Source organism: Paraburkholderia kururiensis JCM 10599 = LMG 19447 (assembly GCF_003986935.1).
GTDB classification, from domain to species: domain Bacteria; phylum Pseudomonadota; class Gammaproteobacteria; order Burkholderiales; family Burkholderiaceae; genus Paraburkholderia; species Paraburkholderia kururiensis.
The window spans coordinates 94,753-108,279 of sequence record NZ_RJZE01000011.1; the positions used below are offsets into that span (position 1 = coordinate 94,753).

The window sequence follows — 13,527 nt, forward strand, 5'->3', positions numbered from 1 at the left end:
TCGAAAAATGGATGGGCAATCATGCCACGCCCCCTCTGGCACGCATTGCGGCGAACTGACGCGTGCGCTAAGGTTGGGATGTTGTTTTCCCGATTGCGGCAAATAACGTCGCAATTGATCGCGTCAACGGATTGCAGCAACCCCGCGCCACCGCATCATGTGGCAACCCGTGCGGCAACTGATGTGCCGACTGATGTGGCAACGCACCGCTCCTGGTTGTCGCAGCGCCGTCGCTATAGTGTCCGGCTTTCCAACCACCTCACTGCGCACCGTTCAGGTCCCTCTATGGCAACTATCGAATCCGAGTTTCAGATCGCGCCGCAAAAGTTCTCGACCGACGTGCTGCTCGAAAAGTACGCCAAAGGCGACGAGCGCACCGCCGACGACATCTACCGCCGCGTCGCGCGCGGTGTCGCGGCGGCCGAGCCGCAGGAACTGCGCGCCGAGATAGAGGCCCGCTTCGTCGACAACCTGCGCCACGGCGCGCTGGGCGCCGGCCGCATCATGAGCGCCGCGGGCAGCGGCATTGCGGCCACGCTCATCAACTGCTTCGTACAACCGGTGGGCGACTGCATTCAGGGCCTGGACGACCGCGGCCTGCCCGGCATTTATGTTGCACTGCTCCAGGCCGCTGAAACGATGCGGCGCGGCGGCGGGGTCGGCTACAACTTTTCGGCCATTCGCCCGCGCGGCGCCTACGTGCATTCCACCGGTTCGAGCGCATCGGGACCGTGCAGTTACATCGACGTGTTCGACGCCTCGTGCCGCACCGTGGAAAGCGCGGGCTCGCGCCGCGGCGCACAGATGGCCGTGCTCGACTGCGATCACCCCGACCTGCTCGAATTCATCGAAGCGAAACATTCGAAGGGCCGCTGGAACAACTTCAATATTTCCGTGGCCGTGACGGATGCGTTCATGCAGGCCGTGGAAGCCGATCTGCCCTGGCAACTCGTGCACCGCGCCGAACCGTCACCGGCACTGCGCGCCGCGGGCGACCTGCACCAACGCGAAGACGGCCTGTGGGTCTACGCGGAAAAGAGCGCACGGGCGATCTGGGACATGATCATGCGCTCCACCTACGACGTGGCCGAGCCCGGCGTCGTGTTCATCTCGCGTATGAACGAGGACAACAACCTGCGCGCCATCGAAACGATCCGCGCCACCAACCCGTGCGGCGAGCAACCGCTGCCCGCCTACGGCTGCTGCAACCTCGGACCGCTCAATCTCACGCGCTTCGTGCTGGACCCGTTCGCGAAGCTGCAAGGCGGCGAAAGCACGTTCGACTGGGACGGGCTCATTGCGCGCACGCGCACGCAGGTGCGCTTTCTCGACGACGTGCTCGACATCACGCTCTGGCCGCTGCCCGAGCAGCGCGCGGAAGCGGACGCGAAACGCCGCATCGGCATCGGCTTCACAGGGCTGGGCGACACGCTCGTGATGCTGGGTCTGCGCTACAACTCGCCCGAAGGCCGCGAGTTCGCCACGCGCGTGGCGCGCGTGATGCGCGACTCGGCGTATCGCGCCTCCGTGGAACTCGCCCGCGAACGCGGCGCGTTCCCGCTCTTCAACGCCGAGCAGTACCTGGCCGAAGGCACCTTTGCCTCGCGCCTGCCCGACGACATCAAGGACGCCATTCGCCGCGACGGCATCCGCAACAGCCACCTGCTTTCCATCGCGCCCACGGGCACGGTGAGCCTCGCGTTCGCGGACAACGCGTCCAATGGCATCGAGCCCGCGTTCTCGTGGACCTATCAGCGCACCAAGGTCATGGCCGACGGCAGCAAGCAGAGCTTCGCCGTGGAAGACTACGCGTACCGCGTGTACCGCGAGCTGGGCGGTGACATGGACGCCCTGCCCGACTACTTCGTGAGTGCGCTGGAAATGTCGGCGCACGACCACCTGCAAATGATGGCCGCGGTGCAGCCCTACGTGGACACGTCCATTTCGAAGACGGTCAACGTGCCCGCCGATTACCCGTTCAACGACTTCGAAAGCCTCTACTTCGACGCGTGGCAAAGCGGCCTCAAGGGGCTCGCCACCTATCGCCCGAACGAAACGCTGGGCGCCGTGCTCCACACGACCGAACCCGAAGACACGCTCGCCGAAGCCGACTTCGACCCGCTGCGTATCGCCATCGATCATCGCCCCAAGGGCGAGCTGCCCGCCATCATCGAAAAGGTCGAATACCTCACGCAGTTGGGCAAGAAGTCGCTCTACGTGGCCGTCTCATTCATGGAAGTGACGGGCCGCGTGGGCGGCGAGGAAGTCACCATCGAACGGCCCATCGAGTTCTTCATTCCCGTGGGCCAGCGCGACGAGTCGCAGCAGTGGATTACCGCGACCATGCGTTCGCTCTCGCTCGCCGCGCGCGGCGGGTTCGTGGCGCGCAATCTGCAGGACATGCGCAAGGTTTCATGGGACCGCGGCCAGGTGCGGCTGGGCGAAACGCAGCGGCTGGACGGTCGCCGCATTCCGCTCTGGCACGACTCCGAAGTGGCGGCGCTCGCTTACGCGATCCAGCAGATCCTGCACCGGCGCGGCTTTCTGGATGCCGAAGGCAACCAGGTGCCCTCGCGTCTGCTCGCAAGGCTGCCGCGCGGCGCAATGGCGGGCCACGGCACGACGATGCATGCCGGGGACTTCGATACAGCAGCCCCTAGCGACGCCGGCGCCGCCGACGAAGCAACGGCAGCCAGCGTCAACACGCCCGAACCGCGCACGATGTTCGGCCGCAAGTGCGGATCGTGCGGCGCAAACGCCGTGATCCGCAAGGACGGTTGCGACTTCTGCACGGCGTGCGGGGAGATTGGGTCGTGTGGGTGAAGTAACGGAGCGGGTGCGTCGGTGGGCCTGGTCGACCATGAGACGCACCCGCGCTCCATCACCTTACTTCAGCGCGCCACCACGACCGGCTTGTTGTGCTCTCGCCGGAGTCGCGCCGGCAGCGCAACCATGATGATGTAGATCCGCACCAGCAAGCCCGCAAACCAGAGCGAAACGGGCATGCCCATGACCGCGAGAAAAAACAGCACGCCAGGCGTTCCAAAGCTGGCTGTCAACACGCGCTGCACGATGAGATAAAACGGCGCGATGCAGGCCACAACCAGCGCAAAAAGTCTCGGAAAAGGCGACTTCTCCGTACTCAGTCGCTCGAACTGCTGCATGCCGGCCTCCATGCCATACTGGAACTCGGCCGCCTGTTCCTCGAACGCTTTCCCGATAAATGCCGTGTGCTCAACGACGCGCAGCACATTCTTTCTCGACATGTATAGCCAGTAACCCGTTATCGCGATTCCTCCGAGCAAGCCCGGCCACCTGACCTGCGGGGGAAGCGGCGCAAAAAGGAACAGAAAAAAGTAGCCGAAAACGCCGAAGAAAAAGTAAAGAACAAAGAAGCCAATACATTGCGTGAGCCCGAACACCCACAACAGGTTCGATCCTCTTGCACGCGTGAGCAACACGCCCAGCGCGGCAAGCGATACGACCATAACGACTACCGCAATTCGCCAAGGCCATTCAGACACGGCCAGATCATCAGCGTAAGCCGCATACGACACACCGGCAGCCAGCAGCGGAAACAATACGCAAACCCATGCCGCCTTTTTCGCGGCGTCCCGGACCGGGTCGCTGAGGCCGGAAGAAGACTGCCTGATCGTGCGTGCTCTTGACATTGTTATGTGATTCCAGGTGGTGAACTCAGGGCATATACATCAGAGGGTATGAACCGTAGTCCTTAGGCATGGATTTTCCGAGATACTCGGCACCGTCTTTCAGAGATTGGCCAAGGGAGCGTAACCAGGATGTGACGCGCTCGGTGGTGTGCGTTTTCTTGTCGACCCAGTCCAGCCCATACCCAACAGCGGCTGCGACGAAAATAGTCCCGACCACGATGGCCGCGACGGGAACCGCGACAGTTCCCGCGACCAGCGCCACGACCGTACCGACGAGTACCGAAGCGATCGCGGCGCCGAGCCCGGCCTTGACGAGATCGATACCAATCTTGCCTAACAGGTCGGCGAAATCCTTCTTGCGCTTTCCATCGGGGCCAGTCTGCTCATAGTCATGCAGCCACTCCGCGGTATCGAGCGCTATCGTAAATATCAAAGCGATCAGCCCTGCTTTTTTGAATGCGCCCTTGCTTCCTTCCCACGCTGCGGCGGCGCCCGACTCCACCGTACCGGCACCGCCGGCAATAGTGAACACCTTTTCGTTCTTCACTCCATAGCGCGCAGCAGTGATTAGCTTTCTCAACCGCGGGTTACCAGTAAAAACCACGTACAGTCTTTCACCGACATTTTTGTGAACTACCTTGGTAAGGCGAAATTTTTCGGACCAAAGCTCGCCGATCCATTCTTTGTTGTCGTTAAGAAAGGCCGTGGCACCGGCCAGTTGAGCGATCAACCAGTTACGAGTAGTAATTTTGTTGGTATCGAGCGCAGTCTCGTCGGAACCACCCGATGCTAGCGCGTCGAGGACATCTTGTGGGATTGATTCCTTGTTGACCTGAAGAACATGCGCTTCCTGCAGAGGCTCAACTGTCGTGCTCTGCGCCAGTTTGATCGGCAACGGACATGCCATGGCATCACGCGACAGCGTAGGCGAAAGCAGCGGATCGGACCTGACTCCCCAACGTAAGTAATCAGGAACAGCGGGCTCCGGAAACTGGATCATCGACCGATTACCCGTCGCAGCCACCGGCGCGGAAGAAGATGTTGGGGGAAGATGCGTTGCCGTATTTTCCCTGACCGCGATGATAATGGGCTCCGGCTTGGCCTTTGGATCGGAACCGACATTCGATACGCCGAACTGCTTCATCGAATAACGATACAGAATCTTGCCACCACGCTTGAGCAGCAGTTCTCCCTTGAAATCCCGGCTAATCCAGACGTGATAGCGCTGACCATCGGAAAACTGCCCTTGCTTGGCACGCTTCTTCTTTGCAACGTCGTAAATCCAATCGTCGGTTGCTTCGACAACGTAAGTGGCGCCGCTATTGATGTGTATATCGAAAATCACATCCCGATGTTTGCGAAGTAACACCGTCGTCTCCGTATCAGCCCAGCAATCCACCGGCTCACCGGGCAAGTCGATACAGACTGTGTGCTGCATCAAAGCGCTGTCGCCCATATTTATTCTCCGCTTCTTTTGACCTGGTTAGCTACCAACCTTCCAAAGCTGATACCGTTCAATTCGCCCTTGCCTTCGCCATCAAGCACGACATTGTGTGTTGTGCCATCTTCGGCCATCAGCTTGATCGGCTCGCCGGGCGGCACATTGCCTTCGGCATCGACATACTTGAGGCGCATATCGGCCTTTTTCCCCTGCAGATTGTTTGCCTCGTGCATGCTGGTCGGTCCCGCAAACAAGTGCTGGGCTCCCTTGATATCAACCTTGCCCGGCGCATGTATCTCGATATTGCCGTCCTTGACGCGAATATACGCGCCACCCGACGTCAGCAATATTTCCTGCTTCGCCGCCGCCTCGATACCTTCCGTCGCAGACAATACCTTTACGGTCTTCTGAGCGGTCACTTCGATGTTGTCGGAATGCGCTCGAATCTCCACTTTTCCTTTGGCCGCGAACAACTTCATGCCGGCGTTCTGGACAAATAGACTGAGCTTTTCTGCCACGCTGGCAACCAGCGATTTACCGGTAGCAATATGCGCACTTTGTCCACTAACAAAATTGACTTGTGCGTTAGCGGCAAGATGAACGGATTGCTGCGTGGATAACGCGATTCCCGCAGGACTACCGAAGAGCATGATCGGTTCCTTGAACGCATTCGCGTTGCCGGCCCCGCCACTGCCCGTCTTTGCGCCAGCCGACCCACCGGAGACGCTGCTCTGCACAGCGTCTGCGAATGACTTGAGCGAGTCGTATCCGCTCTTGAGACTTTCGGCTTGATGCGTGGTACTGGCGTCCGACATCGATTCCAGCACGCTCTCCGAATTCAGCAGTTGCGAGACGGAGTCCCGTGCATCCAGCTGTTGAGCGGTCACCGGATGTGTGGTGATATACACCCCCTGGCCGGCACGCACTGCGCCGTAGGCGTCAGACTTCAGGTCGAAACCGCTACCTAGATAGGCGCCCCTGTTGTTGTCAGTCTGGTCGATGAGATAGCCCAAATGCAGCAGCGCATTGGTGCTCGACGAATAGAGCTGAACCCGGTTCTGCCCCGTCGAGTCGTCCATCACCATCTGGTTGTAGCCGCTTCCCTGATATTCCTTTGATTTGTAGCCGGACAACAGACCGTTGGTGTGCCAATGCGGTTGCGTCGCGCCGTTATAGACCCTTCCGGTCACCAGAGGCCTGTCGCAATCGCCGTCCACCCAGTCGATCAAGACCTCCTCGCCGACTCTCGGCACATGCACGCCCCCGTATCCACCGCCCGTATCGGACATCGCGACGCGCACCCAGCATGACGCTTTCTCGTCACCCTCATTGAGTCGATCCCAGTGGAAGCGCACCTTGATACGATTCAACGAATCTGTGTAGACCTCTTCGTTGGGAGGGCCAGCAACGATCGCCGTCTGCATGCGCATATCCGGCTTGCGATGGTGGAATGGACTGCGATAGGGCACGGCCCTGCGTTGCGCTTCGATCTCGACGAGAAAGAATCCTTCGCTGCCGTCAGAGTGGCTGACCGTCTGGCCTGTCTGACGAGCTTTGGCTGCTGCCAGCACGCCTTTGAGGCCATGCGGAAAATCGGCGGCCTGGGTAGATACCGGTAGATTGTTCTCGATGAACCACGCCGCCTCGACTATAGCGAACTGCCTTTGCGGATCCTTATCTCGCTCGTGGTCGGGATGATTCAGTAATTCAAACCACCGTCCGGCATCTGCCGCTCGCACGCCACCGCGGCCATAGAACCGTTTCGCACGAGACTCCCATTCCTCCACGCGGATTCTTGAAAGCGATTCCCCACGGTCCTGCGGACCATAGGTATAGGCTCCCGTGTATTCGTACACCTCTGCTTGCGCGGGCAGATCGCCCTGATCTGGGACCGTGGGCACGCTTACGCCCTTCGGATGGGAAAACGAACCCGGAGCCTTGTAATCGAAAGTTCGCGTCGAAAGGGATGTGCTTTGCAGCGTACGCGTGCCGGACCACTGCACCAGGGCATTCGCTTCAACACTCGTACCGGCGCGATAGAACTCGACGGTCTGTGGCGAAAGTGGCTCGAGCCGGTAAATATCGTCGACAACGACGAGCGTGTGAGACTTCCCGTCGTCTGCCTGCTCGAAATACGAAAACAACCCTTCGCTTTCCATGAGCCGGTGGACGAAATTCCAGTCGTCGTCGTATTGGACACAAAAAGAACGGGGTGGCAGCGATCTGCTCAGCTCGAACCGGAAGGCACCTCGTGCCTGCGGATGCATATTGAAGACATCGCTCAGAATGGCATCGACCGGTTTTTCCTGCCAGATACGCGCGTCCTTGCGAAAGCGCAGGAAGTGCATCCACGACGCGAAGCCGATCTGAAAGGTTGTCAATCCACTATCGGACCCCAGGCGCCGAACGGTGTGAACATAACCTTGATGAGGCAAATATGATTTATCGCCCTGCTGAATCCAGAGCGTCACCGACTGCGCAATCAATGTCTTCAGTTCGATGGCTTCGGATGTCGAAACGACATCCACGGTCCAATCGAAATGGCGACCAATTCGCGAATGCCCCGTAGCCCGTTGAGGTAACAGCAGGTTACTGCCGATCGGATTATCCAGTTTGAGCAGGCGGTCATGCTGCAAAAATCCGGCGTGCATCCCCCTTATTAAGTCTTGAGCACCCATACCGCCTCTTCTGGTCGTTACGCTCCCGCGCGTGCGAGCGATTTTACGAAACCTCCGAGGAATCAGCCAGTCAACCGAGGTAAAAAAAACGTTTTCGGTAATTAGTTCTGATGCGGTTATCTATTTAATCAGAAGTGGGAATTTTTTCTGAGTGCAGAATGTGCGTTCGCACAACGAAAGCGCTGGCTGTGACACATTTAGCGAAGAGCGCTCGGCATCGCGCCTCGAGCAACAACAGAAGTACGCGAGCCGCTCCGGAAAGCGGCTCGCGTGAACATCCATACCGCGACACCCCGCTAGCGGAGCGGCGGCAAAACCAGGCGGCCGTATGTCCCCCTCAAGCCGCCTTCAACAACCCATGCGGGTCGATCACGAACTTGCGTGGCGCCCCGCCATCGAACTGCCGGTAGCCTTCGGGCGCCTCGTCCAGCGACACCACGGTCACGTTGACGATATCCGCGATCGGCAGGCGGTCCCACAGAATGGCCTGCATGAGATTGCGGTTGTACTTCATCACGGGCGTCTGGCCGGTATGGAACGAATGCGACTTCGCCCAGCCAAGGCCAAAGCGGATGCTCAGGCTCCCGCGTTTCGCCGCCGGATCCACGGCGCCCGGGTCGTCCGTCACGTAAAGGCCCGGAATGCCGATGGACCCGGCCACGCGTGTAATGTCCATGAGCGAATTGAGCACCGTGGCGGGCGCCTCTTCGTGGTGGCCGTGCGAACCGTGCCCGCGGGCCTCGAAGCCCACGCAGTCCACCGCGCAATCCACTTCGGGCGTGCCGAGTATCTGCGCGATCTGTTCGCCGAGCGACGCGTCACGCGAAAGGTCCACCGTTTCGAAGCCCATCTTGCGAGCGTGTTCGAGACGCTCCGCATTCATGTCGCCGACGATCGTGCATGCCGCGCCGAGGAGGCGCGCCGAGGCCGCCGCCGCCATGCCCACGGGCCCCGCGCCCGCGATGTAGGCCGTGGCGCCCGGCTTCACGCCGGCCATCACGGCGCCGTGGTAGCCAGTAGGCAGAATGTCTGAGAGGCAGGTGAGATCGCGGATCTTCGCCATCGCCTGATCACGGTCGGGGAACTTGAGCAGGTTGAAGTCGGCGTACGGCACGAGCACGTACTCAGCCTGGCCGCCAATCCAGCCGCCCATGTCGACGTAGCCATAAGCGCCGCCCGCGCGCGACGGATTCACGTTCAGGCACACGCCCGTGTGCTGTTCCTTGCACGTGGGACAGCGCCCGCAGGCCACGTTGAACGGCACTGAAACGAGATCGCCCACGCGCAGCGTTTCCACGTCGCGGCCCACCTCGATCACTTCGCCCGTAATTTCGTGCCCGAGCACGAGGCCCGTGGGCGCGGTGGTGCGTCCGCGCACCATGTGCTGATCCGAGCCGCAGATGTTGGTGGACACCACTTTCAGGATCACGCCGTGGCCAATGGCCCGGCCGCGGGGATCGACCATCTTCGGGTAGTCGATGGACTGCACTTCGACCTTGCCCGGCCCGGTATACACGACACCGCGATTGCTGCTCATCGTTCTGTCTCCATGTTCGTCTGATGACGTCGTCGTTCGCGGCGGCACGCGCGCGCCTGCCGCTCTCACTGCTATCAGCAGCGTAGTCGCGATGGGCCGGTGCCGATTGTGCAAAAACCGACACGGGTTTGGCCGCCGCCGACACGCGTGTTTCGGTGCGTTTTTTATTGATTGAACGTTCAATAAAAAATAGCTACGATGCGACTTCCTTTAGATGTACCTTCCCGTTCGCCATGCCCAAAGTCGGAATGCGCGAAGTGCGTCGCGCGCAGTTGATCGACGCCACCCTGCTCACCATCGACGAAGCCGGCCTTGCCGGCACCACGCTCGCGTCCGTGGCGCAGCGCGCCAACATCTCGACGGGCATCGTGAGCCACTATTTCGGCGACAAGGACGGTCTGCTCGAAGCCACGATGCGCCACATCCTGCGCGACCTGTGGGCGGCCACGCGGCGGCGCCGCATCGCGGCGAAGCCGCAGCCGCGTGCGCGTCTGCGTGCGGTCGTGGCCGCCAATTTCGACGTGAGTCAGGTGAGCGGCCCTGTCATGAAGACGTGGCTCGCCTTCTGGTCGCAGAGCATGCACGAGCCCGCGCTGCGCCGTTTGCAGCACGTCAACACACGCAGACTCTATTCGAATCTCTGCGCGGAATTCGCCAAGGCGCTGCCGCGTAGCGCGGCACGGCGCGCGGCAAGCGGCCTCGCCGCGATGATCGACGGGCTCTGGCTGCGCGGCGCGCTCTCGGGCGACCCGTTCGACACGCGCGCGGCGCTGCGCCTCGCCAACGACTACATCGACATGCTGCTCGAAGCGGGCGCATAGCCCTGAGCACCTGGCTTCCTTCACGGAGAAACACGATGCCTTCCTACGGCCTGCAACGTCTCTACATCGGCGGCGAATATGTCGATGCCACCAGCGGCGAAACCTTCGATACGTTCGATCCCGCCACGGGCGAAAAACTCGCCACGGTCCAGCAGGCCAGTGCCGCGGACATCGACCGCGCCGTGGAATCTGCGCGCGAAGGCCAGCGCACGTGGGCCGCGTTCACCGCGATGCAGCGTTCGCGCATCCTGCGCCGTGCCGTCGAATTGCTGCGCGAGCGCAACGACGTGCTCGCGGAACTCGAAATGCACGACACGGGCAAGCCGATTGCCGAAACGCGCGCGGTGGACATCGTGACCGGCGCCGACGTGATCGAGTACTACGCCGGTCTCGCCCCCGCGATCGAAGGCGAGCAGATTCCGCTGCGCGCAGAGTCGTTCGTCTACACGCGGCGCGAGCCGCTCGGCGTGACGGCGGGCATTGGCGCATGGAACTATCCGATCCAGATTGCGTGCTGGAAGTCGGCGCCTGCGCTCGCCGCGGGCAACGCGATGATCTTCAAGCCGAGCGAGGTGACGCCGCTTTCGGCCTCGAAACTCGCGGAGATCTATATCGAAGCCGGCGTGCCGCCTGGCGTGTTCAACGTCGTGCAGGGCGACGGACGCGTGGGGGCATTGCTTACCGCGCATGAAGGCATCGCGAAGGTGTCGTTCACGGGCGGCGTCGAAACGGGCAAGAAAGTGATGTCGATGGCGGGCGCGTCGTCGCTCAAGGAAGTGACGATGGAGCTGGGCGGCAAGTCGCCGCTCATCGTGTTCGACGACGCCGATCTGGACCGCGCCGCGGACATCGCCGTCACCGCCAACTTCTTCAGCGCCGGCCAGGTCTGCACGAACGGCACGCGCGTGTTCGTGCACGCCGCGGTGCAGTCCGCGTTCGAAGCGCGCGTGCTCGAACGCGTGAAACGCATTCGCATCGGCAAGCCGTCGGATCCGCAGACCAACTTCGGTCCGCTCGCGAGCGCGGCACAACTCGACAAGGTGCTCGGCTATATCGAAAGCGGCAAGCGTGAAGGCGCGCGGCTCGTGGCAGGCGGCACGCGCCTCGTTGACGGCCACTTCGCGTCGGGCCAGTACGTCGCCCCTACCGTGTTCGCCGACTGCCGCGACGACATGCGCATCGTGCGCGAAGAAATCTTCGGGCCCGTGATGAGCCTGCTCACGTTCAGGGACGAAGAAGAGGCCATCATCCGCGCCAACGCCACGCACTACGGCCTTGCGGCTGGCGTGGTGACAGAGAGCCTGGCCCGCGCGCATCGCGTGATTCACCGGCTGGAAGCGGGCATCTGCTGGATCAACACGTGGGGCGAGTCGCCTGCTGAAATGCCGGTAGGCGGCTACAAGCAGTCGGGCGTGGGCCGCGAAAATGGCATCGCCACGCTTGGGCATTACACGCGTATCAAGTCGGTCCAGGTGGAACTGGGCCGCTATCAGGCGGTGTTCTGACGCACTGCACAGACAGGGCACAACGCGAACAACGGCACCGAGAGACGCACGGCTCAAGACAGGGAGCACAGCATGGCAGCGAAGGAATACGACTACATCGTGATCGGCGCGGGCTCCGCGGGCAACGTGCTCGCCACGCGTCTCACCGAAGACGCGGACGTCACGGTACTGCTGCTCGAAGCCGGCGGCCCCGACTACCGCGTCGACTTCCGCACGCAGATGCCCGCTGCGCTCGCGTATCCGCTGCAAGGCCGCCGTTACAACTGGGCCTACGAGACCGACCCCGAGCCGCACATGAACAACCGCCGCATGGAGTGCGGGCGCGGCAAGGGCCTGGGCGGTTCGTCGCTCATCAACGGCATGTGCTACATCCGCGGCAACGCACTCGACTACGACGGCTGGGCCGAACGAAAAGGCCTTGAAAACTGGGCTTATCTGGACTGCCTGCCGTACTTTCGCAAGGCGGAAACACGCGACGTCGGCGCGAACGACTATCACGGCGGCGACGGTCCCGTGCACGTGACCACGAGCAAGCCCGGCGCGAATCCGCTCTTCGAGGCGATGGTGGAAGCCGGTGTGCAGGCAGGCTACCCGCGCACGGAAGACCTCAACGGTTATCGCCAGGAAGGCTTCGGCCCGATGGACCGCACGGTGACGCCGAAGGGCCGCCGCGCCAGCACGGCACGCGGCTATCTGGACCGTGCCCGCGCGCGCCCCAACCTCACCATCGTCACGCACGCGCTCACGGACCGTATCCTGTTCTCGGGCAAGCGCGCCGTGGGCGTGGATTATCTGCAAGGCAACACGACGGTCACGGCGCACGCGCGTCGTGAAGTGCTGCTCTCGAGCGGCGCCATCGCCTCGCCGCAGATCCTGCAACGCTCGGGCGTGGGTCCCGGCGCGTGGCTAAGCGAAGCGGGTGTGCCCGTCGTGCTCGATTTGCCCGGCGTAGGCCAGAACCTGCAGGACCATCTCGAGATGTACATGCAGTACGCCTGCAAGGAACCTGTCTCGCTGTACCCCGCCCTGCTGCTGCACAACCAGCCGGCTATCGGCATCGAATGGCTGCTGCGCGGCACGGGCATCGGCGCGAGCAATCATTTCGAGGCAGGCGGCTTCATTCGCACCCGCGACGACGACCCGTGGCCAAATATTCAGTACCACTTCCTGCCCGTCGCGATCAACTACAACGGCACCAACGCGATCCGCATGCACGGCTTCCAGGCGCACGTGGGCTCCATGCGTTCGCCCAGCCGCGGCCGCGTGAAGCTGCGTTCGCGCGACCCGCGCGAGCATCCGTCCATCCTCTTCAACTACATGGCCGAGGCGCTGGACTGGCGCGAGTTTCGCGACGCCATCCGCATCACGCGCGAAATCATGCGGCAGCCCGCACTGGACCGCTATCGCGGCGAGGAACTGAATCCGGGCGTACAACTCACGACCGACGCCGAGCTCGATGCGTTCGTACGCGGCCGCGCAGAAACCGCCTACCACCCGTCGTGCTCGTGCGCGATGGGCTACGACGACATGGCGGTGGTGGACAGCGAGGGACGCGTGCATGGCATCGAAGGGCTGCGCGTCGTGGACGCCTCCATCATGCCGCGCATCACCACAGGCAACCTCAACGCGCCCACCATCATGCTCGCCGAGAAGATTGCCGACCGCATTCGCGGCCGCGCGCCGCTCGCGCGTGCGGAGACGCCCTATTACGTCGCCAACGGCGCACCGGCACGCGGCAAGCCGTTGCGTATCGATGGAACCAGCGACGATGGAACCAGCGACGCCCCATCGCCGGGCACGGCGGGCGCGCACGACGCCGCGTTGCACACGCACTGAGCGCGAGACGCGACGCGCGCGGGAAACGCATCACGCGA

At 62.2% G+C, this 13,527-nt stretch carries 8 protein-coding genes; 4 read left to right on the forward strand and 4 right to left on the reverse strand.

The genetic code is table 11. The annotated features are described in order from the left end of the window. The first annotated feature begins 285 nt into the window (after window positions 1-285). Window positions 286-2,823 (forward strand): adenosylcobalamin-dependent ribonucleoside-diphosphate reductase, encoded by a 2,538-nt coding sequence (locus PKKP23_RS15015; protein WP_126877485.1) that lies wholly within the window; start codon window positions 286-288, stop codon window positions 2,821-2,823. A gap of 68 nt (window positions 2,824-2,891) precedes the next feature. Here the strand turns inward: PKKP23_RS15015 and PKKP23_RS15020 are convergent, their stop codons facing one another. From PKKP23_RS15020 to fdhA, 4 genes are all read right to left on the reverse strand, one after another. Then, window positions 2,892-3,671: a hypothetical protein gene (locus PKKP23_RS15020; RefSeq protein WP_240659021.1), complete on the reverse strand. Its 780-nt coding sequence runs from the start codon at window positions 3,669-3,671 to the stop codon at window positions 2,892-2,894. A gap of 25 nt (window positions 3,672-3,696) precedes the next feature. Continuing rightward, window positions 3,697-5,127 carry a hypothetical protein gene (locus PKKP23_RS15025; protein ID WP_126877486.1) on the reverse strand — a complete coding sequence of 477 codons (1,431 nt, stop codon included), beginning with the start codon at window positions 5,125-5,127 and terminating at the stop codon, window positions 3,697-3,699. Between the two features lie 2 nt (window positions 5,128-5,129). After that, window positions 5,130-7,790 carry a type VI secretion system Vgr family protein gene (locus tag PKKP23_RS15030; protein ID WP_126877487.1) on the reverse strand — a complete coding sequence of 887 codons (2,661 nt, stop codon included), beginning with the start codon at window positions 7,788-7,790 and terminating at the stop codon, window positions 5,130-5,132. Between the two features lie 337 nt (window positions 7,791-8,127). Beyond that, complete coding sequence (gene fdhA / locus PKKP23_RS15035) at window positions 8,128-9,327, reverse strand: formaldehyde dehydrogenase, glutathione-independent (protein ID WP_017773732.1); 1,200 nt, start codon at window positions 9,325-9,327, stop codon at window positions 8,128-8,130. 233 nt (window positions 9,328-9,560) lie between these two features. On the opposite strand from fdhA, the gene betI reads away from it, so the two are divergent. The 3 genes from betI (at window position 9,561) to betA (ending at window position 13,489) form a co-directional block, all read left to right on the forward strand. Further along, on the forward strand, window positions 9,561-10,148 hold the full coding sequence (betI, locus tag PKKP23_RS15040; RefSeq protein WP_126877488.1) for a transcriptional regulator BetI: 588 nt from the start codon (window positions 9,561-9,563) through the stop codon (window positions 10,146-10,148). A 35-nt stretch (window positions 10,149-10,183) separates the two neighbouring features. Next, on the forward strand, window positions 10,184-11,653 hold the full coding sequence (betB, locus tag PKKP23_RS15045) for a betaine-aldehyde dehydrogenase (protein WP_126877489.1): 1,470 nt from the start codon (window positions 10,184-10,186) through the stop codon (window positions 11,651-11,653). A gap of 72 nt (window positions 11,654-11,725) precedes the next feature. After that, the gene (gene betA, locus PKKP23_RS15050) at window positions 11,726-13,489 is read left to right on the forward strand and encodes a choline dehydrogenase (protein WP_126877490.1); all 1,764 of its coding nucleotides are present in this window, start codon (window positions 11,726-11,728) and stop codon (window positions 13,487-13,489) included. Window positions 13,490-13,527 lie beyond the last annotated feature (38 nt).